We start from the raw sequence: 22,936 nt of genomic DNA on the forward strand, positions 1-22,936 counted from the left end.
TTGTCCCAAGAGCATTAGAGCCACAAACGACAAGGCCCCCGAAGGGGCCTTGTGCGACTCAAAGATCCCAGCTTAAGGCCAGGTTGATCCCTTGCTGGTCACTGTCATCGGCGTTGCGGTAGGTATAGCTGCCGCGCAGCGCCATACCCGGTGCCAGTTGGTGACTGACACCAACGCTGGCGCGCCAGGTCTTGTCATCCGGCGTGTAGCCATCCAGGGTATAGCCGAGGGTCGGCAGGCTGCGTTGCGACATGTCGATCTCGGCAGCGTCATCCTCGTACTCGCGCTCCATGGCCACTTCACCGAACAGGCGAGTCTGCTGGCTGAGGTCGAACAGGCCCTGCATACCAATGCCGAGGCGCCGCGACGTACGCTCCTGATCGTCGTAATTCAGCGCGCTGGAACTGTCGCCGTCTTCCGCGTAGCCATCCACGTTGACCCGCGCGTAGTCGGCGCTGAGGAAGGGGCTCAAGTGCCACTGGCTGTCCGGGCTCTGGGCGATGTCGTAGCCGATACGGCCACTCAGGCTCCACAGGTCGCCATCGGTATCCGCCTTCTCGCTACGCGTTGCAGGCCCCAGGTCGAACTTGCGCTTGAGATCGTGATAGTCCAGATAGCCGACGCTGGCCGCCAACTCGCCCCACCAGCGGTTCTGCTGATACTGGGCGAAGGCGGTACCCAGATAGCTGCGCAGATCGTAGTCGGAATCCGCCTCGCCGGCCTCCAGGCTCTGCTCGTAGAAGCCTGCCGCCAGGCCGATACGCCAGGCGTCGTCGAGACGATAGCTACCACCGAAGTTGAGACTGTAGCCGTTGCCATCAGCATCGGTCTCATACAGGTCATAGCTCTGGCGCTGGCCGCCGCCATTGACGAAGGCCCGCCACTGGCCAACCGTTTGCCAGGCTTCCCAGTCCGCCTGCCACTGGGCGCGCAGTTGATCCTGGTGGGCGCGCAGGGTGCCATGCGCCATCTCAGGCAACAGACTAGCCTCCCAGGGCGCGGCCAGCAGCGAATAGGCATAGTCGGCGATCAGGGTTTGACCGGCGATAGTCGGGTGCACGCCGTCGTTGAACAGCAGCTTAGTCGGGTCAGGATTGGTGCCGTTGATGCCGTAGACGGCATTCGGGCTGGAGCAGCCATCAAAACAGGTGCCGATCAGGTCCTGATCAGCCGACAGGCCGTACTGAGCGGGGTTGGCCAGTACTTCGGAGAGCATCAGCGGCACGTTGAGCGGAATGATCTCGGCATTGACGGTGGCCAATTGGCGAACCAGCTCATCATTGAATTCGCTGCCCAGCTGAGAGGCAGCGGTGCCCAACCCAGTGCCGGACAGTGCCGGCGTCTGGCCCACGTCGGGCAGCAACCAGACCATGATGTAGCGGGCGCCGGCAGCACGCAGCGTTTCAACGCTGTCGACCAGACGTCCGGCCGCCTGCTGGGCGGTGGTCACGCTGGTGATGCGCCCCTGCAGAAAGTCATTGCCGCCACCGGTGATGTAGTACAGCGCATTAGGGTCGGCGCGAAAGCCTGCCCCCGGCAGGTAATCGTTGTTTACCGAATCGAGGATCTGATCGGTGCGGTAACCGCCCACTGCCCAGTTGCTGCCACCAGCATTGGCTGCGGCAAGCCCTTCGGCGCTTAGCCCCAGTTGAGCGCCCAGCAGCATCGGCGCAACCGGCCCATAGGCTTCGCCGGCCTGATAGGTCGGCCCGACACGGTTGGTAAATCGGCGCGCGCCGTCGGCATCTGTGGTCCAGCCGGCATCGCTCAGGCTGTCGCCGAAAACGATAAGGGAAGAATAGGGCTCCGCATGCGACGCGAGGGTAGTGCCTGACAGCAGACAGGCCGCTGCAAGGGGGGTCAGAAAACGCTTCATCGAAATGTCCTTATCATTGTTATTGGACGGGTAACGCCGACCGACTTTAGCGTGATTCTCGCCGCAATTCACCAAGCGCTTGCTTCGGGAGAACTAGTGTTCACTGACCTGAGGTTTGCGCAGCAAGCTGAAGGCCATTGCGCCGAGCAGAACGACGCCGACCAGCAATACAGTCCACAGACCGACACGTTTCCAGTCAGCGCTCGACTGGCCAGCTGCGACCGTCTGCCGCGCATCCTCGGCAGGCATTGGTGGCGCGCTGGCACGCCCCAGCCGAGCCAGACGCTTGGGCTCGTAGCCAGGAATCAGAGTACCCAGCGGCAGCGCCGCGGAGCGTGCCGAGTTGTTGCCTACCGCCAGGCTATAAGGCTCGGCGCCGCGCGTAAGGAATACCACCTGGGTTGCGCGCACCGCTACCTGTAGCGTTGGCGCGGCGTCACCCAGGCCGCCGCCGCGCGCATCCACACGCAAGCGCAGTTGCTGTACCGGCGCGCCGTACAGTTCGATCTCGTCCTGCAGCACTTCCTTGCCATCCTGCGGCAGGCGATAAAGCAGGCCGCTGGCCAGGGCGCGCCACTCCAGCTTGCCGGCACCGCGCGAAGCAAGGCTGACCGGCGCCAGCACATTGCCCGCTGGCAGGGCAACGCGCACGCGCTGCAGCGGCAACGACAGCGGCAATTCCCAGTGGTACTCGCCGGCCCTGGTCGCAGTCGGTGCCAATGGCGCAGACCAGGCCAGCGGTGGCGCCAGCGGCAGTTGCTCGATGCTGACCAGGCGCGCGGCGAGCAGCGCCGGGGCCTGCTGCGGAGCCTGCCAGAGCAGGCGCAGGTAACGGGCCTTGGCACCGGGGAGCGCGACCTCGTTCTGCTCGATGCGCTCGGCGGCGAAGCTCAGGCGCGCGATCTGCCCGTCCTCCCAGCGCCGCCAATGCTGCAGGTCGTCGCTGGCCTCGATGGTGAAACGCTGGAAACCTTCCGCGTCGGCGCTCCAGTCCAATTGCAGGCGGTGCAAGGGTTGATCGAACGCGCTGGCGTCGAGTAGCCAGCCACGCAGGATCTGCTCGCCCTGCCCCGCCTGCTCCGGCGTCACCTCCACCAGGGTGCCGCTGGTGCTGCGCTGCACGCGGATGGCAGGGGCAGCTTCGACGTCAGCCGCGCCGCGCAGCGGGAACCACTTCACCGCGGCCTCCTGGCGTCGCTCGGCGGGCTGGGCACTGCCCAGGGTCATGGCATAGGCCAGCTCCTCACCTTCGGCGTTGAGCACCCGCAGGTCGCGTAGATCGGCGTGACTGGCGGCCAGCTGCAGGGCGAGCGGCACCTCCAGGCGATACCAGGGACCCTCGCCCTCCAGCGTCAGCGGCACCTGGGTCGAATAGTCCGCCTGCGCCCAGGGCGCAGCCAGCAGAGCAAACAGGCAGAGAAAGGACTTCATGTTCACGGGCTCACCTCGGCAGATTCGGCTTTGCGGGGCGGCAGGGGTGCGAAGTAGCCGACCACCAGCAGCAACACGCCGACACCGATAAAGGAAATGATGCGTTCCAGGCCACCACGGTTGCCCAGTTCGACGAAGAACAGCTTGGCCACCACCACGGCGATCAGCGCCGCGCCCAGCAGCCACAGCTCGCGGCGGCCGCGCAGGTAGCCGAGGATCATCAGCGGCAGGGCGATCAGGGTCCAGACGATGGACAGCCCGGCCTGCACCAGCATGGAGTCGAGCAGCACATCCAGCTCGTAGGGCACCCCACCCCAGTGATGGGCGGCGCGGAACACCGCTGCCGTGAGCACGGCGAACAGCGAGGCGCCGGCGATGATCTGCGCGATGCGCTCGCCGTGCGCCGCCAGCCCCAGCTGCGGCAGGCCGCTACGCAGCCAGGCATAGATCGCCAGCAGCACCAGCAGCATGCCCAGCTCCAGCGGATTGAGCAGCGGCAGGTACGGCAGCGGGTCGGCGCTGCCATCGCTGGCGATATTGGCCAGCCACAGCCAGCCGAGCATCAGCAGCACCAGTGGCGCAGCGGCCAGCACCCGGTACTCGCGCGGGTAGGCCGCCACCGGCCAGGGCCAGGCACGCGGCGCGGCCATGGCCAGGAGGAAGGCACTCGGCAGCACGGCCCAGCCCAGCCAGCGCCAGGCGTTGTAGTGCTCGGCCAGCAGCATCAGCCCGTAACGCAGCTCCAGCGCCAACACGCCAAGGATCAGCCAGCAGCCGAGCACATGGGCGGCGCTGCGCGCACCGGCCGGCAACAGCGCGGCCAGGCGCTTGAGCGACCACAGGTGCACGGCGAACAGCAGGCCCCAGCCCAGCCAGCCGAAAGCGGCCGCCGGGTGGTAATCGCGCGCGCCCAGGCGCAGCAGGATCACCATGCCCGCCGGCACCAGCAGCGTGCAGAGCAAGGCCAGAGAACGCCAGCGCAGACGTCCGGCCAGCCAGCTCCACAGCGCCACGCTGAGTGCCGCCAGCGCCAGCAGCGCAGCGCCCTGCAGCATGACCTCGACGAAACGCAGCACCTCGCTGGCCAGGGCCAGCACCCACCAGCCGGCGCCCCAGGCCAGTAACACCTGAGATAGACGCTGCAGGCTCAGGCTGCCCAGCTCGCCGGCCTGCTGATGCACCACGACGTGGCGCAGGCGCCAGGCACCGACCTGGGCGGCCAGCGCCAGCACCAGTGGCGCCCAGAATCCGGCATGGGCCAGCGGGCGCACCCCCTCGCTCGGCAAATGCCCAAGCAGCAGCGGGCTGGCGGCGAGGAAGGCGATACCGCCAACCACCTGCAGCACAAGGCCAAATAGAAAGCTGGCGCGCAGCTGCAGACGCAGACTGAGCCAGATGATCAGCAGGCCCGTACCAGCCCACACCGCCGCCGCGCTGTGCCAGGGCAGCACGAACAGCACCGCCAGGTTGACGAACAGCAGCCCCACCAGCAGCACCAACGACAGGCCGCGCATGAGCCGGCGATCCTCGCTGACCCGTTTGTCGCGTGCGGCAATCAGCATGCCGGCCACCAGCGCCAGACCGATCAGCGAGCAGACCAGCAGACCGCGCCAACCGGAACCGAGCACGCCCCCCTCGTCCAGCCCGCTACCGCGCAACTGGGTGAGGAACACCACGCCGCCCAGCAGCTGCACGGCAAAAGCGCTGAACAGGAAGCTGCGCGCCTGCAAACGCAGCCCGGCGAACAACGTGGCCAGACCAGCCAACGCCCAAGCGATGGCCGTACCCTCGGCACCCAGGCACAGCGGCGCGATCAGATAGAGGAACAGCAAGCCCGCCACCGCCAGCACCGGCAGCGCGCGCCGTTCCCAGGCACGCGTTGCCTCGATCGGTGCCTGGCGTAGGCGCCAGAAGCTGAACAGCAGCGCCGCACCGAGCATCAGTGCACCCAGCGGGGCGCCATCCAGCAAGTTGTCGTAGCCAAGGTCGAGCTGACCAAGGAAGGCCAGCGCCGCGCCAGCCTGCAGCAACAGGGCGAAAACCCTGGCCAGCGGCCGCCCCTGGCGCAGGCCCAGCCAGTAGATACCGGCGCCCTCCACCGCCCAAGCGGCCGAGGTCCAACGCGCATCCAGGCCCAGCGGAATGGCCAGGGTGCCGAACACCACGCCCAGCGCCAGGCAGGTTTCCATCAACAACAGCACATTGCGCCCACGTAGCAGGCGGGCCAGCCCCAGGTAGAACAGGCCGAGGGCCAGGGCGCTGAAGGCGGCCGCCAGTTCGAGGTGCTGGACGATGGCGTACTGCAGGCCGAAACCCACCAGCGGCGGGCCGAACAGTACGGTGCCGTCGACATAGTCGGCGCGCCCGCGAGCCCAGCGCAGCAGCTCGTCACGCTGCTCAGGGGCGCCCTCGGCCTCGCGCAGCTTGCGCCGGGCGAACAGCAGGCCGATGGCCACGTACATCAGGAAAAACACAATCAGGAACGGCTCGGTGCTCCACAGCAGCTCCGGTGTGTAGGCGCGCAGCCCCCAGGCCAGGCCGATGCCGAAGGTGCCGACGAAACCGACCAGGTTGAGCAGGCGCCAGGCCTTGAACCAGGCGATGGCGAGGATGCCGGCGTTGAGCAGGATGAAGTAGCTGAACAGCGCCACATGATTGCCGCTGCCGGTGGAGGTGAGGATCGGCGCGACGAAGCCGCCGAGCGCGGCCGCCACCGCCAGGCCCAGGGCGTTCTGCGCCACCGCGAGAATGGCCGAGAAGGCGGTGACCAGAACCAGCAAGCCAAGGGCCATTTGCGGATCGAGCAGCGGATGCAGGCGCATCGCGGCGAACACCGTCAGGTACAGCACGGCGATACCGGTGCCCTGCAGCATCAGGCCATAGTTCTCGTTACGCCTGCGTAGCCACCAGCCCAGCCCCAGCAACGCAATGGCACTGGCCGCCACCCCGGCGTAGCGCAACTCCACCGGCACCACCATGCCTTCGGTGGCGTAGCGCAGAAGGAAGGCCAGGCCGAGGAACAGCAGCACCACACCAACGCGCAGCACCGTATTGCCGCCCAGCAGCCAGGCCCTGGCCAGGGCGATGCCGCGCTCGATGAGCGAGGGTTCACGGGGTGGTGCCGGGCGCAGCGGCTCGCTTGCGTGCGGCTGGCTGACCGGTATTTCGCGGGCAGCGGCGGGGATTGGTCGCTGGGGTTCGGCCGAGGGTTCCGCGGCCTGCACAGGCAACTCCGGCAGCTCCCAGAGCAGTTCGTCGGCCACATCTGCGACCGGTGTCGACACGGGCTCAGGCTCTGTTGCGGCCACTTCCTCGACGGGCGCTGCAGATGGCGCTCTCGGCTGGCCGCTTTCCAGCTTGACCAGGCGCTCGACCACCGCGGTGGTACCACGCTCGAAGCGCTCGGCGAAGTCCTGCAGTTCCTTGCGCAGGCGCGTGTTGTCGGCTCCGAGTTGCTGCAGGCGCAGCGCCTGGCCAAAGCCCAGGCCGATCAGGCCACCCAGCAGGGCGGAAGTCACCGATTCCCCGGCCAGCGCACCGAGCACCAGGCCGACCAGCATGAAGATCCATTGCATGCGTTGTTATCCCTGAGCCATAACGGCGAAGCCCGCGAACGGTGCGGGGCGCGACGAGTATATCGACGCGCCCTGCTCACCACACAGAGACGTAGGCCAACTGGCGCACAGACACAATACATAGCCGGCTAGGCATTGGCGCATATCGCCGTTGCGTAGGAGGGGCCTTGGCCGCGACACAGACAGGGCAAGGGCTCCCGTCGCGGCCAAGGCCCCTCCTACAGTGAGCGCGTGCCGGCGAATAGGGATCATGCTGCTTCGAGTGGCTGGACTATCGCGGCTGAAGCCGCTCCCACAAAAGCCTTCAGCAGGAACGAAAAAGCCCCGCCGAGGCGGGGCTTTTTCACTTGCGGCTCAGGCTCAGAACTGAGCGGCGTCCAGCAGATACAGCGACTCGCTACCGGCCTTGACCGAAGCGGTCAGCGACTGGGTACGCGGCAGCAGGCGGGCGAAGAAGAAACGCGCGGTGCCCAGCTTGCTCACGTAGAACTCGTCGTCGCCCTGCTTGGCCAGTGCGGTGCGGGCCATCAGTGCCCACATGTAGGCATAGGCGGTGTAACCAAATACCTGCAGGTACTCGACCGAAGCGGCGCCGATTTCGTTCGGATTGGCCTTGGCCTGCTCGATGACCCAGGCAGTCAGCTCGTCGAGGTTGGCGATGGCGGCTTTCAGCGGCTGAGTGAACTCGGCCAGGCTGGCATCGGCGCTGCCGATGAAGGCCTTCACTTCGTCACTGAAGTGCTTGTAGAAGCTGCCACCGCTGCCGACGATCTTGCGACCCATCAGGTCCAGCGACTGGATGCCGTTGGTGCCTTCGTAGATCTGGGTGATGCGGCAGTCGCGGATCAGCTGCTCCTGGCCCCACTCACGGACGAAACCGTGGCCGCCGAAGATCTGCTGGCCATGCACGGTGGTTTCCAGGCCCATGTCGGTGAGGAAGGCCTTGGCTACCGGGGTCAGCAGGGCAACCAGCTCTTCCGCACGCTTGCGGGTGTCCTTGTCTTCACTGTACTTGGCGGTGTCCAGCTGCATGGCGACATAGCTGGAGAAGGCGCGACCGCCCTCGTTCAGCGCCTTCATGGTCAGCAGCATGCGACGCACGTCCGGATGCACGATGATCGGGTCGGCAGCCTTGTCCTTGTTCACCGGGCCGGTCGGCGCGCGGCTCTGGATACGGTCACGGGCGTACTCGATGGCGCTCTGGTAGGAACGCTCGCCCAGGGCCAGGCCCTGGATGCCCACGCCCAGGCGCTCGTAGTTCATCATGGTGAACATGGCGTTGAGGCCCTTGTTCGGCTCGTCGACGATCCAGCCGGTGGCGCCGTCGAAGTTCATTACGCAGGTGGCGGAAGCCTTGATGCCCATCTTGTGCTCGATCGAGCCACAGGACAGCGAGTTCTTCTCGCCCAGCGAACCGTCGGCATTGACCATGACCTTAGGCACCAGGAACAGCGAAATGCCTTTCGGGCCGGCCGGGGCGTCCGGCAGCTTGGCCAGCACCAGGTGGACGATGTTTTCGGTCAGGTCGTGCTCGCCGCCGGTGATGAAGATCTTGGTGCCGGTGATCTTGTAGCTGCCGTCGGCCTGCGGTTCGGCCTTGGTGCGGATGATGCCCAGGTCGGTACCGGCATGCGGCTCGGTCAGGCACATGGAGCCGGCCCAGACGCCGGAATACATGTTCGGCAGGTACTGCGCCTTCAGCTCTTCGCTGGCGTGGTTGAGGATCGACAGGCAGGCGCCGGCGGTCAGCATCGGGTACAGGCCGAAGGACAGGTTGGCCGAGTTGACCATTTCCTCGACCTGGGCGCCGATCACCTTGGGCATGCCCATGCCGCCGAACTCCGGCGCGCCGCCCACGCCGACCCAGCCGCCTTCGGCGTAGGTCTGGTAGGCCTCGGGGAAGCCGGCCGGGGTTTTCACCACACCGTCGGTCCAGGAGCAGCCTTCTTCGTCGCCGCTGCGGTTCAGCGGGGCGATCACGCCACCGGTGACCTTGCCGGCTTCCTCGAGAATCGCGGCAGCGGTGTCTTCATCCACCACTTCGGCCAGGCCGGGCAGCTCGGCCCACAGCTTGGAAACCTCGAATACTTCATTGAGTACGAAGCGCATATCGCGCAGGGGAGCTTTGTAATCGGCCATCTGACTATCCTCAAGCGAAGCTACGACGCGGCCGAAATGCGGCCGAATGATGCAGGAAATCGAGTCTAACCGAACACCTTTTCAGACACATAGGTTCACGTTATGACCGATAATTCACGCCCCAAGAGCCACCTTGACTAACGCAAAAGGCCCGCACGAGGCGGGCCTTTTGCGGCTATCGACCGACTGTCAGAAGAACTGTTCGGCGCTCAGGCGCATCAGGCAATCGCTACCGGCATCGGCCGCGGCCAGGTGTGCAGCAGCGCGCGGCAGCAGGCGACGGAAGTAGAACTCGCCGGTGGCCAGCTTGGCCTGGTAGAAGTCGGCATCGGCGCTGCCGGCCTCCAGTTGTGCCTGGGCGACCACGCCCATGCGCGCCCAGAAGTAGGCCAGCACCACGTAGCCCGAGTACATCAGGTAGTCGACCGAGGCGGCGCCGACTTCGTCCGGGTTCTTCATTGCCGCCATGCCGATTCGTTGGGTCAGCTCGCCCCACTGGCGGTTGAGCTTGGCCAGTTCGGCAATCTGCGCCTTGAGTTGCGGATGCTCGGCCTGAGCCTCGCAGAACTTGTGCACGATCTTGGTGAAACCGGCGAGCAGCTTGCCCTGGCTGCCGAGGACTTTGCGCCCGAGCAGGTCGAGGGCCTGGATGCCGTTGGTGCCCTCATAGATCGGCGCGATGCGGCAGTCGCGCATCAGCTGCTCCATGCCCCACTCGCGGATGTAGCCATGGCCGCCGAACACCTGCATGCCCAGGCTGGTGACCTCCAGGCCGGTGTCAGTCATGAAGGCCTTGCAGATTGGGGTCAGAAAGCCCAGCAGGTTTTCTGCCGCGGCCGCCTCGTCGGCGTCCGGACTGTGGCTCAGGTCGAGCAGCTGCGCGGTGAAGTAGGCCAGGGCGCGGTTGCCCTCGTTGAACGCCTTCATGGTCAGCAGCATGCGCCGCACATCCGGGTGCACGATGATCGGGTCGGCCGGCTTGTCCGGCGCCTTCGGACCGGTCAGCGCGCGCATCTGCAGGCGGTCGTGGGCATAGCGCACGGCGCCCTGGTAGCTGGCCTCGCCGTTGCACAGACCCTGCATGCCGGTACCCAGGCGGGCGTGGTTCATCATGGTGAACATGCAGTTGAGACCCTTGTTGGCCTCGCCAATCAGGAAGCCCTTGGCCTCGTCGAAGTTCATCACGCAGGTGGCCGAGGCCTTGATGCCCATCTTGTGCTCGATCGAGCCGCAACTCACGCCGTTGCGCTCGCCCAGCGAACCATCGGCGTTGACGTTGAACTTGGGCACGATGAACAGCGAGATGCCCTTGGTGCCGGCCGGCGCATCGGGCAGCTTGGCCAGCACCAGGTGGATGATGTTCTGGCTCATGTCGTGCTCACCGGCGGAGATGAAGATCTTGGTGCCGGAGATCGCATAGCTGCCGTCGGCCTGGGGTACGGCGCGGGTCTTGATGATGCCCAGGTCGGTGCCGCAATGCGGCTCGGTAAGGCACATGGTGCCGGTCCAGGTGCCCTCGGTGAGTCGGGTCAGGTAGGTCTGCTTCTGCTCTTCACTGCCGTGGGCATGAATGGCCGACATAGCGCCCTGGGTCAGACCCGGGTACATGCCCCAGGAAGTGTTGGCCGAGCCGACCATCTCCGAGATGATCAGGCCAAGCGAATGCGGCAGGCCCTGGCCGCCATAGTTGGTATCGGCCGACAAGCCGTTCCAGCCGCCCTCGACATACTGGGCAAAGGCTTCCTTGAAGCCCTTGGGCGTGGTCACCACGCCTTCGTTCCAGACCGCGCCTTCTTCGTCACCACTGCGGTTGAGCGGCGCCAATACCTGCTCGCAGAACTTCGCCCCCTCTTCGAGGATGGCACTGACCATATCCGGAGTGGCATCGCTGGCGCCGATCTGGCTGTAGGTCGAGGCGTAGTCGAACACTTCGTCGACAAGAAAGCGCATGTCGCGCAGCGGGGCTTTGTACTCGGGCATTGCAGACTCTCCACGGAGGCGCGCGCCGGGACGGCCGCGCTGATCCTGCCACGCTACTGCGCGGCCGGCGGCCCCGACAACGACGCTGCAAGCGCTGAATGCACGACCATAACTCGACTGTCTAGCCGGTCTGCGGCTTGACTCGTACCGCACCGCGCCGGCGCTGACCGTGGACAGAAACCCGATTGCGACCCGCGCTCTTGGCGGCATACAGCGCCTGGTCAGCGGCCTTGATCACCTCCGCCGGCGTGCGCTGCTCGACATCGCGCTCCGCCACACCGATGCTGATGGTCACCGAAACGCTCTGCGCCGCCTGACCAGCGCGTCGGTTACGGCCCCGCTGATCATCCTTCGGCCGGCTCTGCTTGTCGCGCAGTTGCAACTGGTAAGCCTCGATGGCCTGGCGCACCGCCTCCAGGTAGGGCAGGCAGTCCTCGATGCTCTTGCCGGGAAACACCAGGGTGAACTCCTCGCCGCCATAACGGTAGGCTCGCCCGCCGCCGCCGACCTTGCGCAGTTGGCTGGCCACCAGGCGCAGCACCTGATCGCCGACATCATGGCCGTGGGTGTCGTTGAATTTCTTGAAGTGGTCGACGTCAGTCATCGCCAGCACATAGTTGCGCCCCAGGCGCTCCAGCCGATCGTTCAGCGCACGACGGCCGGGCAACCCGGTGAGTTCGTCGCGAAAGGCCATCTGATAGGCCTCGTGCACCACGGCGGCCACCAGCATCAGCATCACCAGGCTGCTCATCACCTGCAGCGCATTGGGCAGGATGAAGGTGTTGGGCAGCATCCACAGCAAGCCAAACAGGCCGAGCAGCAGCGCCATGTGCAGAGGGCGGGGCTGCCGCAGGTACTGCACCGCGAGCAGCACTCCGGCGATCAGGAACAGCGGGTAGGCGAGCTGAATCAGGTTCATCCACTGGCCATGCCAGAGCGGCCAGTGGATGTGCACCAACCAGGCCTGCACAGCTTCCGGAAAACGCCGAGCCAGGGCCCAGGCCGTGCCGGTGATAGCCAGCAGCACGGCAGCACGTGCCAGCAGGTCCTGCAGCAGGTGACTGCGCTCGCGCCACGCACCGAACAAGCCATAAAGCAGCGGCAGCAGCAGGCAGCTCAGGTGAAAAACCAGCGCCGCATCTGCCCGCACCCGCCCCTGCTCGCGGAAGTGATCGACCTGGATATCCAGCAGAAAATAGGCCAGGTAGATAGTCGCCAGCACCGCCAGCTCACGCTGTCGACCATAGGCCGCGCAGAAAGCCCCACCGAGCAGCATCAGCAGCGTAGGTAGCACATTGAACAGCGACAGGAAGAACTCGCTGAGCTGATCCACGCGCGCCACCAGCACCCCGGCCAGCAACAGCGGCAGGGAAGTCAGCAAATGACTGGGGCGGTAGGCGGTAAAGCGCGGCACAGCGGATTCTCCAGCCGGCAAGAAAGGCGGCATTTTGCCTGCACGGGCCGCCGCAGGCATCTACCTTGCCGCCGGTTTCTGCCAGGCAGGCGACGAAACGTTTCCCCAAGGCAAAAAAAACCGCAGCGCGAGGGCTGCGGTTTTCTGACCTGAGGTCGGACCGGACTTAGTAGCCCAGAGCGAAGTGCTCTTCGTCCATTTCCATCAGGTTGTTGGCGCCGGACAGCATGGCTTCGACGTGGGCACGGGTACGCGGCAGGATGCGCTGGAAGTAGAAGCGCGCGGTCTGCAGCTTGGCCTTGTAGAACGCCTCGTCGTCGGTACCGGCAGCCAGTTTCTCGGCAGCCAGGCGCGCCATGTCGGCCCAGAAGTAGGCCAGGCAGGCGTAACCGGAGTACATCAGGTAGTCCACGGAAGCGGCGCCGACTTCTTCGCGATCTTTCATCGCAGCCATGCCGATCTTCATGGTGATGTCGCCCCACTCCTTGTTCAGCTGCGCCAGCGGTGCAACGAGGCCCTTGATGGCTTCGTTGCCTTCGTTGGCCTGGCAGAACTTGTGCACGATCTTGGTGAAGTTCTTCAGCGCGCCACCCTGGGTCATCAGGACCTTACGACCCAGCAGGTCGAGGGCCTGAACGCCGGTGGTGCCTTCGTACATCATCGAGATACGGCAGTCGCGCATGTTCTGCTCCATGCCCCACTCGGCGATGAAGCCGTGGCCGCCGTAGATCTGCATGCCGTGGGAGGAAGCTTCGAAACCGACTTCGGTCATGAAGGCCTTGGCGATCGGAGTCAGGAAAGCCAGCAGCTCGTCAGCGGCCTTCTTCTGCTCTTCGTCCTGGCTGTACTTGACCAGGTCAACCTGCTTGGCGGCGAAGTAGACCATGGCGCGGTTGCCTTCGGCGAAGGCCTTCATGGTCAGCAGCATACGACGCACATCCGGGTGGACGATGATCGGGTCGGCGGCCTTGTCCGGCGCTTTCGGGCCAGTCAGGGAACGCATCTGCAGACGCTCGCGAGCGTACTTCAGGCCGCCCTGGAAACCGATTTCGGCGTGGGCCAGGCCCTGCAGAGCGGTACCCAGACGCGCAGTGTTCATGAAGGTGAACATGCAGTTCAGGCCCTTGTTGGCCGGGCCGATCAGGTAGCCAGTGGCGCCGTCGAAGTTCATCACGCAGGTGGCGTTGCCGTGGATGCCCATCTTGTGCTCGATCGAGCCGCAGGAAACGCTGTTGCGCTCACCGGCGGAACCATCGGCGTTCGGCAGGAACTTCGGCACGATGAACAGGGAGATACCCTTGGTGCCCTGCGGGGCGTCGGGCAGGCGGGCCAGCACGATGTGGACAATGTTGCCCGACATGTCGTGCTCACCAGCGGAGATGAAGATCTTGGTGCCGGACACTTTGTACGAGCCGTCAGCCTGCGGCTCGGCCTTGGTGCGCAGCATGCCCAGGTCGGTACCGCAATGCGGCTCGGTCAGGCACATGGTGCCGGTCCACTCGCCGGATACCAGCTTGGTCAGGTAGGTGTGCTTCTGCTCGTCGGTGCCGTGCTCGGAGATGGTGTTCATGGCGCCGTGGGACAGGCCCGGGTACATACCCCAGGACCAGTTGGCTTCGCCAACCATTTCGCTGATGGCCAGACCGAGGGATTCCGGCAGACCCTGACCGCCGTGCTCGACGTCATGGGCCAGGCTCGGCCAGCCGCCTTCGACGAACTGCTGGTAGGCTTCCTTGAAGCCGGTCGGAGTCTTCACGCCTTCCGGAGTCCAGGTACAGCCCTCGGTGTCACCCACACGGTTCAGCGGAGCGATGACTTGCTCACAGAACTTGGCGCCTTCTTCGAGGATGGCGTTGACCATGTCCGGGGTAGCATCTTGGCAAGCCGGCAGGCTCTGATAGTGCGCTTCGTAGCCGAGCAGTTCGTCGCGAACGAAGCGGATATCACGCAAGGGGGCCTTGTACTCAGGCATAGCGGTAAACCTCTACGGTGGATTCCTTAGTGTTTAGGGTGACCGTCTGGAGCGGTCGTTCGCGGGATTTCTCCCGGCGCCCGGCAGGCACTTACCGGCCCGGCACTCAAACAGGCGTTTGAAACATACGTTTACGCCCTACCCTTGTCAAGCATCCGCCCGTCACTCTTTAGACGGACAGATCGACCACAGGCTCGGGGTTCTGCAACTGGGCAAGACGCAGATACAAATCCAGTCTAGGTGGCTCAGGCAGCCCTTGCTGCGAGGCGGCCGAATCGGTGGCGGTCTTGTCCGCTTTCTCCTCCTCCGCCTCGCGTTCAGCACGTTGGGCGGCGCGCTCCTCGGCGGCAGCGACCTGCTCTTCGCGCTGCAGCTGGGCAAGCTCGACCCTCGCCTCTGCCGCCTGCACACTGGCCTGCGCGGCGACCCGCCGATCCTGCGCCGACGGCTCGGCCGGAGCCAAGGCGGCACGGATCACTACCTCCATCTTGCGCAGGGTCGCTTCCGGGTCGTTGGGGATCGGGCTGGTATCGATGCTCACCTCGCCGCCGACGGCATAGCGCCGACCATCGGGGCCCGTCTTGAAACTGTAGGTCGGCGCACCAGCGTAGCTGCCGCCTACGGCGGCGTGAGCCTGTTCGTGGGCACGGACTTCGCGGTCGCGGCTGACGAGTTCAGCGATTTCCAGCTGTTCCTGACGCTGCTGCTGGGCTTCACGGGGGGGCGGCTTCTCTCCATCCGGCTGCGCGGATGAGGCGCGGGCTGGCTCCTCGCGCAGTGCAGTCGACTCGTCGGACTCGGCCGGCTGACTGATCGAAAGCGGCTGTTCACCAGAAGAGGGCAACGAAAGGCTGGACGAAACGGGGCGGGCCGCCTGGGGCAACGGCAAAGGCGCAACATAGGACGTGGCGCTGCCGATCAGCATGAAACTCCTCCTCGCCCGGCAGGGCGAGCCCTCGGGTTACTCCGCTCAGGCGCGAGTATCGATCAGGGTACCCAGCACTTCGTCGGCAGTCTCCACCACACGTGCGCTGGCCTGTACTTCATTACGCCCCTGGGTGAGCCCGACCAGGCTTTCGGCCAGGTCGGCCGAGCCATTGGCCTGGCTTTCGCGACCAGGATTGACCTGTTCTGGTCCCTGGGTCTGATTGGCGGGCGGCGCGGTAACGGCACTGCTGGCGATTTCGCCGGCGGCCTGTTCGACGCGACGCTGCCCGGCCTGAATGCCGCTGAGACCTGCGCTGAAGGCGTTACCGGAGATTTCCATACTGATGACTCCCTGACGGGGACAGACTCTTGCCAGCAATTGAAGCAGAAAACGCTCAAAAAACGTACAGCAAAAGCGCAATGAACGACTGCTGGCTTATAACTCAGGCAGTCGAAGGTGAGTGGCGATGGCCGCCGGGGCCGGCACCTCCAGGTGTGGCACCTGGCCCAGGCATGGGGCGTTCAGCCGTTCGGCCAAAGTCACCAGATTGTCCTGCAGGCGTGAGGTCTGCGGATCAACGATATTGGCCACCCAACCTGCCAGGTGTAACCCGTCACGGCGAATCGCCTCAGCCGTCAGCACGGCGTGGTTGATGCAGCCCAGCCGCACGCCGACTACCAGGATCACCGGCAGGCCGAGGGCGCGGGCCAGGTCGGAGAGGCTTTCTTGCCCCGCCAAAGGTACGCGCCAGCCACCGGCGCCCTCGACCAGGGTGAAGTCCGCACCTTTTGCCACGATGTGCCGCACGGCCGGCAGCAGGCCGGCCACATCCAGTTGCACACCCGCTTCACGCGCCGCCAGGTGCGGAGCGATGGCCGGCTCGAAGGCAAACGGATTGACCTCAGCATAGGTCAGCGGCAGCGAGCACTCGCCGAGCAGCGCCAGGGCGTCATCATTGCGCAGCCCTTCCGCTGTCTGCATACAGCCAGAGGCCACCGGCTTGGCCGCCGCCGTGCTCAGGCCGGCCTGCCGCGCCGCATGCAGCAACCCGGCGGCGATGGTGGTCTTGCCGATTTCCGTGTCGGTACCGGTAACGAAATATGCCTGACTCACGTACGAACTCCTCCTCGCGGCGCCCGGCGCGTCGCGGCAACCACCCGCAGGGGGCCGGTGCCAATGACGAAACAGGCCGGGGCCATATCAATGTTCCTTGCGCAGGACGCCGTACACCACCTGGTAGGTCGCGGGCAGCCCTGCCGGCTGACGGAAGCGCTCATAGGCATCGACCAATGCGCGGATGCGGGCGCGACCGGTTAGCCCACCGGGGCGCCCCGGATTGAGGTTGTGCGCTCCGAGCGCCTTCAATTCGTGGGTCAGCACGCGCAGATCGGGGAAGTGCAGCACCTTGGCCCTGCGCTCCAGGCTCACCCCCTGCAGGCTGCTCTCGGCACACAGTTGCTGATAGTCAGCGAAGCGGCGGAAGCGGTTGACGTGGACGAAGCCGTCCACCGCCTGCCAACTGTCGCGCAACTCCTGCAGGGTGCCGACACAGAGACTGCTGAAGGCCAGCACGCCACCGGGGCGCAGCACGCGGTGCGCCTCGTCGAGGACGGCCGTGAAGTCGGCGCACCATTGCACGGCCAGGCTGGTGTAGATCAGGTCCAGGCAACCGTCGCGCAGCGGCAGGCTCTCCGCATCACCGGCGACGAAGCGCTGTGCCCCACCCAGCGGGCGCGCGTGCTGCAGCATGCCTTCGGCCAGATCCAGGGCAATGCCCTCGGCCTGCGGGAAGCGCGTCGCCAGCACACGACTGAAGTGGCCGGTGCCGCAGCCCAGATCGAGCCAGCGCTGCGGCTGCAACTGCACCGGCAGTCGCGCCAGCAACTCGATGCCGACATCGCGCTGCAGGGCTGCCACGCTGTCGTAGCTGGCGGCAGCGCGGGAGAAGGAGGCCGCCACCCGGCGCTTGTCCGGCAGACCGCTCTGTTCGTGCCACTCAGTCATCGCGCGCCTCGCTGATGAAGGCCTCGATGGCCGCCGCCACTTCGTGCGGGCGCTCCAACGGGAAGGCATGGCTGACGCCCTCGATCAGGCCGACTTCGATGTCCGGCTGCAACAGCAGCAGCTCGCCGGCGACCTCGGCCGGCACCAGCGCATCGGCGCCGGCCAGCAGATGCAGTTGCGGCCCGGCGAAGCGCTGGATGGCGCTGCGGCCATCAAAACTGCCCAGCACTTCCAGCCCGGCCAGCAGCACCTCGGGTGACTGCTGCGGCGCCGCCACCTGCAGCTGCCGCGCCAGGCTGCGCGCCTCATCGGCGCCCTGGGTACAGAGCAGGGCGAAACGCTTGAGCGTGGCGTCCGGCTGCAACCGACAGCCGTCGACGAAAGCATCAAAGGTGGCTTCGGCCATGCCGAACGGCCAATCGGCGGCGGCAACAAAGCAAGGATTGCTGGCCAGGGTCAGCAGGCCGCGACAGCGCTCGCCACGCAGCGCGGCCAGCTCACTGGCGAGCATGCCGCCCAGCGACCAGCCACCGAGCCAGGTGTCGGCCGGCAGGCGTTCATCCAGCTCCAGCAGCCAGTCACGGGGCTCGCCACGGCTGAGCTCGGGCAGCGCCTCGATCTCGACCTTGAGCCCCGGATCGAGGCCGCGCAGGGCTTCGGCCAGCACTTCCAGCGGCAGGCTACCGAGGCCCCAGCCGGGCAACAGAATCAGTCGGTCACGCATCGCCATTCACCTGCGGCCAGCATTCGGCCAATGCTTCGAGCAGCTGTTCGAGCTGTGCCTCGGTATGGCTGGCGGAGAACGTCACGCGCAGGCGCGCACTGCCCGCCGGGACGGTCGGCGGGCGGATGGCGCCGACCAGCAGGCCGCGGTCTTTCAGCAGCGCCGAGAGTTTCAGCGCGCGCTCACTGTCGCCGACCAGGATCGGCTGGATCGGCGTCGGGCTGTCCATCAGGCGCAGGCCGATCTCGGCGGCACCGGCGCGGAAACGGGCGATCAGCCGGTTCAGGTGTTCGCGACGCCAGCTCTCGGTACGCAGCAGCTGCAGGCTCTTCAGCGTGGCGCAGGCCACCGCCGGCGGCTGACTGGTGGTGTAGATGTAGGGGCGGGCGAACTGGATCAGGGTTTCGATCAGCTCTTCGCTGCCGGCGACGAAGGCACCGGCAGTGCCAAACGCCTTGCCCAGGGTGCCGACCAGCACCTGCACATCGTCCCGGCCCAGGCCGAAGTGTTCGACGATGCCACCGCCCGTGGCGCCCAGCGGGCCGAAGCCATGGGCGTCATCGACCATCACCCAGGCGTCTTTGCTGCGCGCCTCGGCACAGAGTGCGGGCAGGTCGGCCAGGTCGCCGTCCATGCTGAACACGCCGTCGGTGACCACCAGAGTGTTGCCGCTGGCACCCTCCAGTCGCTTACCCAGGCTCTCGGCATCGTTATGCAGGTACCGCGAGAAACGCGCGCCGGACAGCAGCCCGGCATCCAGCAGCGAGGCGTGGTTGAGGCGATCCTCCAGCACCGTGTCCCCCTGCCCGACCAGCGCGGTGACGGCAGCGAGGTTGGCCATGTAGCCGGTGGAGAACAACAGCGCGCGCGGGCGGCCGGTGAACTCGGCCAGCGCCTCCTCCAGTTCGTGGTGCGGCGTGCTGTGGCCAATCACCAGGTGCGAGGCGCCGCCGCCGACCCCCCATTGCTCCGCGCCCTGCTGCAGGGCACGGATCACCTCGGGGTGATTGGCCAGGCCGAGGTAGTCGTTGGAGCAGAAGGCCAGCAGTTCGCGGCCGTCGACCCGCACCCGTGGCGCTTGCGGGCCTTCCAGCGACGGGCGCTGGCGATACAGGTGGGCGGCGCGGCGTTCAGCCAGGCGAGCGGAAAGATCGAATGTCATGGGCAACCTTGATGGCCGTGGGAGCGGCTTCAGCCGCGACTGTCCGTGCAATCAATCGCGGCTGAAGCCGCTCCCACGGAAAGAACTGGCCTCAGACCGCAGCGTCGTAGAACAGCTTGGAGTCGCGCTGCTCGACCAGCGCCTGTTCGATGGCGGCCTGGTGCACTTCGTCGGCGTGTTCCTCGCGCTCTTCCGGCTTGATGCCGAGGCGCTTGAACAGGGCCATGTCCTTGTCCGCCTGCGGGTTGGCGGTGGTCAGCAGCTTTTCGCCGTAGAAGATCGAATTGGCGCCGGCCATAAAGGCCAGGGCCTGCATCTGCTCGTTCATCTGCTCGCGGCCGGCGGACAGGCGTACGTGGGATTTCGGCATCATGATCCGCGCCACCGCCAGGGTGCGGATGAAGTCGAACGGATCGACGTCCTTCTCCTCGGCTAGCGGCGTGCCTTTGACCTTCACCAGCATGTTGATCGGCACGCTCTCCGGATGCTCCGGCAGGTTGGCCAGCTGAATCAGCAGGCCGGCGCGGTCGTCCACCGACTCGCCCATGCCGAGGATGCCGCCGGAACAGATCTTCATCCCCGCCTCGCGCACGTAGGCCAGGGTCTGCAGGCGCTCGCTGTAGGTACGGGTGGTGATGATGTTGCCGTAGAACTCCGGCGAGGTGTCGAGGTTGTGGTTGTAGTAGTCCAGGCCCGCTTCGGCGAGCGCCTTGGTCTGCTCCTGGTCGAGCTTGCCCAGGGTCATGCAGGTTTCCAGGCCGAGTTTCTTCACGCCTTTGACCATTTCCAGCACGTAGGGCATGTCCTTGGCTGACGGGTGCTTCCACGCCGCGCCCATGCAGAAGCGGGTGGAGCCGATGGCCTTGGCCTCTTCGGCGGCCTTGAGCACCTTCTGCACTTCCATCAGCTTTTCTTTGTCCAGGCCCGTGTTGTAGTGGCCGGACTGCGGGCAGTACTTGCAATCCTCGGGACAGGCACCGGTCTTGATCGACAGCAGCGTCGAGACCTGCACGCGATTGGGGTCGAAATGCGCGCGGTGCACGGTCTGCGCCTGGAACAGCAGGTCGTTGAAGGGTTGCTCGAACAGCGCCCTGACCTCGGCGAGAGACCAATCGTGACGGGTAACGGAAGCGGTATTGGCGCTCATGGGGTAATCCTTGTTCTAGGCTGTGCAACACGGCTGAGGCATCGTCAAGGGAAGGACCATGCGCTGTCAACCACGCGAAGACAAAGCGGTTTACATCTGGACAAAAAACAAACAGAAGTGCCTGATCTGCGACGAGCAGACCGACACCACCGAGCCGCTGTGCAGCGCCTGCGAGGCCGAGTTGCCCTGGCTTGGCGGACAGTGCAGCGTCTGCGCCCTGCCTTTGCCTGGTGAAGGCCTGATCTGTGGCCAGTGCCAGAAGCGCCCGCCCAGCTTTGCCCGGGTCGAAGCGCCATGGCGCTATACCTTCCCGGTGGACAGCCTGATCACCCGCTTCAAGCATCAGCAGCAGTGGCCGATGGGACGTCTGCTGGCGGCCTTGCTGTCACATCATCTGCAGCATGCCTTCGCCGAAGGCCTGCCCCGCCCCGACCTGCTGCTGCCGGTGCCCCTGGGGCGCAAGCGCCTGCGCCAGCGCGGCTTTAACCAGGCCGGCATGCTGGCCGACTGGCTCGGCCAAAGCCTACAGCTGCCGATACAAGCGCACTGGCTGCAACGCCATCAGGAGGGCGCTCACCAGCAGGAACTGGGGGCCGCCGCGCGCCAGCGCAACCTGCGCCGGGCTTTCGCCCTGCACCCGCAGGCCCAGGTCGCCGGGCGGCACCTCGCCCTGGTGGATGACGTACTGACCACCGGCGCCACCGCCGAAACCCTGGCTCGCCTGCTGATCAAGGCCGGCGCCCTGCGGGTGGACATCTACTGCCTGGCACGCACCCCTAAACCCGGCGATTGAGGGCTACACTGGGCGCCCCGACTGGAGCCGCCCATGAACCATCCCTTCGCCACCCTCACCCCAGACCTGGTCCTCGACGCCGTGGAGAGCCTCGGCTACCTCAGCGACGCCCGCGTGCTGGCGCTGAACAGCTACGAGAACCGCGTCTATCAGGTGGGCATCGAGGGCGAGCAGCCGCTGATCGCCAAGTTCTATCGCCCCGCGCGCTGGAGCGATGCGGCGATTCGCGAGGAACATGCCTTCAGCCAGGAGCTGGCCGACTGCGATGTGCCGGTGGTGGCGCCGCTGCAACGCGATGGTGAGAGCCTGTTCGAGCACGCCGGCTTCCGCTTTGCCTTGTTCCCCCGCCGCGGCGGCCGCGCGCCTGAGCCCGGCAACCTCGACCAGCTGTACCGCCTCGGCCAGCTGCTCGGCCGCCTGCATGGAGTCGGCGCCAGCCGCCCCTTCGTGCATCGCGAGACACTGGCGGTGGACAACTTCGGCCATGCCGCACTGGCGACGCTGCTGGAGGGCGACTACGTCCCACGCAGCCTGCTGCCGGCCTACGAGTCGGTGGCGCGAGACCTGCTCAAGCGCCTGGACGAACTGTTCGCCCGTGTGCGCTACACGCCGATCCGCCTGCACGGCGACTGCCACCCCGGCAACCTGCTGCACCGCGACGACGCCTTCCATATTGTCGACCTCGACGACTGCCGCATGGGCCCGGCCGTGCAGGACCTGTGGATGATGCTGGCCGGCGACCGCCAGGAGCGCCTTGGCCAGCTGTCCGAGCTGATGGACGGCTACCAGGAGTTCCACGACTTCGACAGCCGCGAACTGGCTCTGATCGAAGGCCTGCGCGCCCTGCGCCTGATGCACCACAGCGCCTGGATCGCCCGCCGCTGGGACGACCCAGCCTTCCCGCTGGCCTTCCCCTGGTTTGCCAACGAACGCTACTGGGGCGATCAGATTTTGATGCTGCGCGAGCAGCTGGCGGCGCTGGACGAGGAGCCGCTGCGACTGTTCTGATCCGCTGCATGCACAGCGCCCCCGATGCGACCGCATCGTGCCGCTGTCTGGGCCTCGCTGCCCGACATGGCCACCTGCAGGCCAGGCGGCAGGCCGCCTTATGCGGCCATCAAGGGCCAGAACCCGTGACATTGGCAGCTCCCGCCGGGCCCGCGACAGTCAACCCATGCCCATCCCCACGGCCCCGCTGACGGCAAATGTGTGCCACCGGCACGCCGAGTCGCTGGGCCGCGACACTTCTCCCGGGCAAGGTCTGACGGTACCTCGGCGAGACGCCGCTTAATTTCACCCAGCGAAATAGTCAAATCCAAGATGCGGGCATTCTTAATTCCAAGGGGGCTTGAGAGACTTTTCTCACCGCCGCAAACGGCTCCCAACCCCGAGGAACTCAGCATGCTTCACCTTCCACGCAAACACCGTCTCTACACCCTCGCCGTCCTCCTTGGCAGCTTCATCAGCCTCGGCAGCGGTCCGGTCAGCGCTGCCGATGGCAGCGACCGCCTCCAAGTCGGCGTCCATCCTGTCAAGGTCAGCAACCTCGAGCCACTGGCCGAAGGTGGCAGCGAACGCACTCGCCAGCACCGGCTCAAGCGGCAGGTGGATGTGGTCAGCGACGGTGCCGAGCGAGTACCGCAAGCCGGCAGAGCCTGAGTCCTGCCGATGCCAAGCAGCCCCTGCCCCGATACGGGTCAGGGGCTGCTTGGCATCGCCATCTCCGGCGCAGGAGACGATGGCAGCCGATTAATCCCGACAGATCATCCATCACAGGCGTGCCCCCGGCTG

Annotated in this window: 17 protein-coding genes; 3 read left to right on the plus strand and 14 right to left on the minus strand. The window is 66.0% G+C overall.

All coding sequences use genetic code 11. The annotated features are described in order from the left end of the window. Positions 1-58 precede the first annotated feature (58 nt). The 14 genes from ACF8C6_RS14890 to bioB form a co-directional block, all read right to left on the minus strand. Positions 59-1,876: an autotransporter domain-containing protein gene (locus ACF8C6_RS14890; RefSeq protein WP_392499996.1), complete on the minus strand. Its 1,818-nt coding sequence runs from the start codon at positions 1,874-1,876 to the stop codon at positions 59-61. A 93-nt stretch (positions 1,877-1,969) separates the two neighbouring features. Continuing rightward, positions 1,970-3,307 (minus strand): DUF3999 domain-containing protein, encoded by a 1,338-nt coding sequence (locus ACF8C6_RS14895; RefSeq protein WP_392500081.1) that lies wholly within the window; start codon positions 3,305-3,307, stop codon positions 1,970-1,972. Positions 3,308-3,309: 2 nt separating this feature from the next. After that, the gene (locus ACF8C6_RS14900) at positions 3,310-6,882 is read right to left on the minus strand and encodes a DUF2339 domain-containing protein (protein ID WP_392499997.1); all 3,573 of its coding nucleotides are present in this window, start codon (positions 6,880-6,882) and stop codon (positions 3,310-3,312) included. Between the two features lie 360 nt (positions 6,883-7,242). Continuing rightward, positions 7,243-9,021, minus strand: a complete 1,779-nt coding sequence (locus ACF8C6_RS14905; RefSeq protein WP_392499998.1) for an acyl-CoA dehydrogenase C-terminal domain-containing protein — start codon at positions 9,019-9,021, stop codon at positions 7,243-7,245. A 189-nt stretch (positions 9,022-9,210) separates the two neighbouring features. Then, positions 9,211-11,001 carry an acyl-CoA dehydrogenase C-terminal domain-containing protein gene (locus tag ACF8C6_RS14910; protein WP_392499999.1) on the minus strand — a complete coding sequence of 597 codons (1,791 nt, stop codon included), beginning with the start codon at positions 10,999-11,001 and terminating at the stop codon, positions 9,211-9,213. Between the two features lie 121 nt (positions 11,002-11,122). Continuing rightward, positions 11,123-12,415: a diguanylate cyclase gene (locus ACF8C6_RS14915; protein WP_392500000.1), complete on the minus strand. Its 1,293-nt coding sequence runs from the start codon at positions 12,413-12,415 to the stop codon at positions 11,123-11,125. Between the two features lie 166 nt (positions 12,416-12,581). Continuing rightward, positions 12,582-14,387 (minus strand): phenylacyl-CoA dehydrogenase, encoded by a 1,806-nt coding sequence (locus ACF8C6_RS14920; protein ID WP_392500001.1) that lies wholly within the window; start codon positions 14,385-14,387, stop codon positions 12,582-12,584. A gap of 169 nt (positions 14,388-14,556) precedes the next feature. Beyond that, complete coding sequence (locus ACF8C6_RS14925) at positions 14,557-15,312, minus strand: putative metalloprotease CJM1_0395 family protein (RefSeq protein WP_392500002.1); 756 nt, start codon at positions 15,310-15,312, stop codon at positions 14,557-14,559. 45 nt (positions 15,313-15,357) lie between these two features. Continuing rightward, positions 15,358-15,654 (minus strand): hypothetical protein, encoded by a 297-nt coding sequence (locus ACF8C6_RS14930; RefSeq protein ID WP_392500003.1) that lies wholly within the window; start codon positions 15,652-15,654, stop codon positions 15,358-15,360. A gap of 96 nt (positions 15,655-15,750) precedes the next feature. Further along, positions 15,751-16,428, minus strand: coding sequence for a dethiobiotin synthase (gene bioD / locus ACF8C6_RS14935; RefSeq protein ID WP_392500004.1), 678 nt, complete (start codon positions 16,426-16,428; stop codon positions 15,751-15,753). A gap of 87 nt (positions 16,429-16,515) precedes the next feature. Next, positions 16,516-17,319: a malonyl-ACP O-methyltransferase BioC gene (gene bioC / locus ACF8C6_RS14940; RefSeq protein WP_392500005.1), complete on the minus strand. Its 804-nt coding sequence runs from the start codon at positions 17,317-17,319 to the stop codon at positions 16,516-16,518. Continuing rightward, positions 17,312-18,043: an alpha/beta fold hydrolase gene (locus tag ACF8C6_RS14945; RefSeq protein ID WP_392500006.1), complete on the minus strand. Its 732-nt coding sequence runs from the start codon at positions 18,041-18,043 to the stop codon at positions 17,312-17,314. Before ACF8C6_RS14945 ends, bioC begins: the two co-directional genes overlap by 8 nt. Then, on the minus strand, positions 18,036-19,205 hold the full coding sequence (bioF, locus tag ACF8C6_RS14950) for an 8-amino-7-oxononanoate synthase (protein ID WP_392500007.1): 1,170 nt from the start codon (positions 19,203-19,205) through the stop codon (positions 18,036-18,038). The genes ACF8C6_RS14945 and bioF overlap by 8 nt, the downstream gene beginning before the upstream one ends. 91 nt (positions 19,206-19,296) lie before the next feature. Next, positions 19,297-20,352: a biotin synthase BioB gene (gene bioB / locus ACF8C6_RS14955; protein WP_392500008.1), complete on the minus strand. Its 1,056-nt coding sequence runs from the start codon at positions 20,350-20,352 to the stop codon at positions 19,297-19,299. 58 nt (positions 20,353-20,410) lie between these two features. Between bioB and ACF8C6_RS14960 the strand changes: the two genes are divergently transcribed. From ACF8C6_RS14960 to ACF8C6_RS14970, 3 genes are all read left to right on the plus strand, one after another. Beyond that, complete coding sequence (locus ACF8C6_RS14960) at positions 20,411-21,145, plus strand: ComF family protein (protein WP_392500009.1); 735 nt, start codon at positions 20,411-20,413, stop codon at positions 21,143-21,145. 33 nt (positions 21,146-21,178) lie between these two features. Further along, complete coding sequence (locus ACF8C6_RS14965) at positions 21,179-22,153, plus strand: serine/threonine protein kinase (RefSeq protein WP_392500010.1); 975 nt, start codon at positions 21,179-21,181, stop codon at positions 22,151-22,153. Between the two features lie 393 nt (positions 22,154-22,546). Next, positions 22,547-22,804 (plus strand): hypothetical protein, encoded by a 258-nt coding sequence (locus ACF8C6_RS14970; RefSeq protein ID WP_392500011.1) that lies wholly within the window; start codon positions 22,547-22,549, stop codon positions 22,802-22,804. Positions 22,805-22,936: the final 132 nt, after the last annotated feature.

The sequence above is a fragment of the Pseudomonas sp. zbq_18 genome, assembly GCF_043102245.1.
In the GTDB taxonomy this organism is placed as follows: Bacteria; Pseudomonadota; Gammaproteobacteria; order Pseudomonadales; family Pseudomonadaceae; genus Aquipseudomonas.

Bases quoted from the DNA above. Each gene is read 5' to 3' on its own strand.
- ACF8C6_RS14890 (WP_392499996.1), bottom strand. From the start codon at position 1,876: ATGAAGCGTTTTCTGACCCCCCTTGCAGCGGCCTGTCTGCTGTCAGGC.
- ACF8C6_RS14895 (WP_392500081.1), bottom strand. From the start codon at position 3,307: ATGAAGTCCTTTCTCTGCCTGTTTGCTCTGCTGGCTGCGCCCTGGGCG.
- ACF8C6_RS14900 (WP_392499997.1), bottom strand. From the start codon at position 6,882: ATGCAATGGATCTTCATGCTGGTCGGCCTGGTGCTCGGTGCGCTGGCC.
- ACF8C6_RS14905 (WP_392499998.1), bottom strand. From the start codon at position 9,021: ATGGCCGATTACAAAGCTCCCCTGCGCGATATGCGCTTCGTACTCAAT.
- ACF8C6_RS14910 (WP_392499999.1), bottom strand. From the start codon at position 11,001: ATGCCCGAGTACAAAGCCCCGCTGCGCGACATGCGCTTTCTTGTCGAC.
- ACF8C6_RS14920 (WP_392500001.1), bottom strand. From the start codon at position 14,387: ATGCCTGAGTACAAGGCCCCCTTGCGTGATATCCGCTTCGTTCGCGAC.
- ACF8C6_RS14925 (WP_392500002.1), bottom strand. From the start codon at position 15,312: ATGCTGATCGGCAGCGCCACGTCCTATGTTGCGCCTTTGCCGTTGCCC.
- ACF8C6_RS14930 (WP_392500003.1), bottom strand. From the start codon at position 15,654: ATGGAAATCTCCGGTAACGCCTTCAGCGCAGGTCTCAGCGGCATTCAG.
- bioC (WP_392500005.1), bottom strand. From the start codon at position 17,319: ATGACTGAGTGGCACGAACAGAGCGGTCTGCCGGACAAGCGCCGGGTG.
- ACF8C6_RS14945 (WP_392500006.1), bottom strand. From the start codon at position 18,043: ATGCGTGACCGACTGATTCTGTTGCCCGGCTGGGGCCTCGGTAGCCTG.
- bioF (WP_392500007.1), bottom strand. From the start codon at position 19,205: ATGACATTCGATCTTTCCGCTCGCCTGGCTGAACGCCGCGCCGCCCAC.
- bioB (WP_392500008.1), bottom strand. From the start codon at position 20,352: ATGAGCGCCAATACCGCTTCCGTTACCCGTCACGATTGGTCTCTCGCC.
- ACF8C6_RS14960 (WP_392500009.1), top strand. From the start codon at position 20,411: ATGCGCTGTCAACCACGCGAAGACAAAGCGGTTTACATCTGGACAAAA.
- ACF8C6_RS14965 (WP_392500010.1), top strand. From the start codon at position 21,179: ATGAACCATCCCTTCGCCACCCTCACCCCAGACCTGGTCCTCGACGCC.
- ACF8C6_RS14970 (WP_392500011.1), top strand. From the start codon at position 22,547: ATGCTTCACCTTCCACGCAAACACCGTCTCTACACCCTCGCCGTCCTC.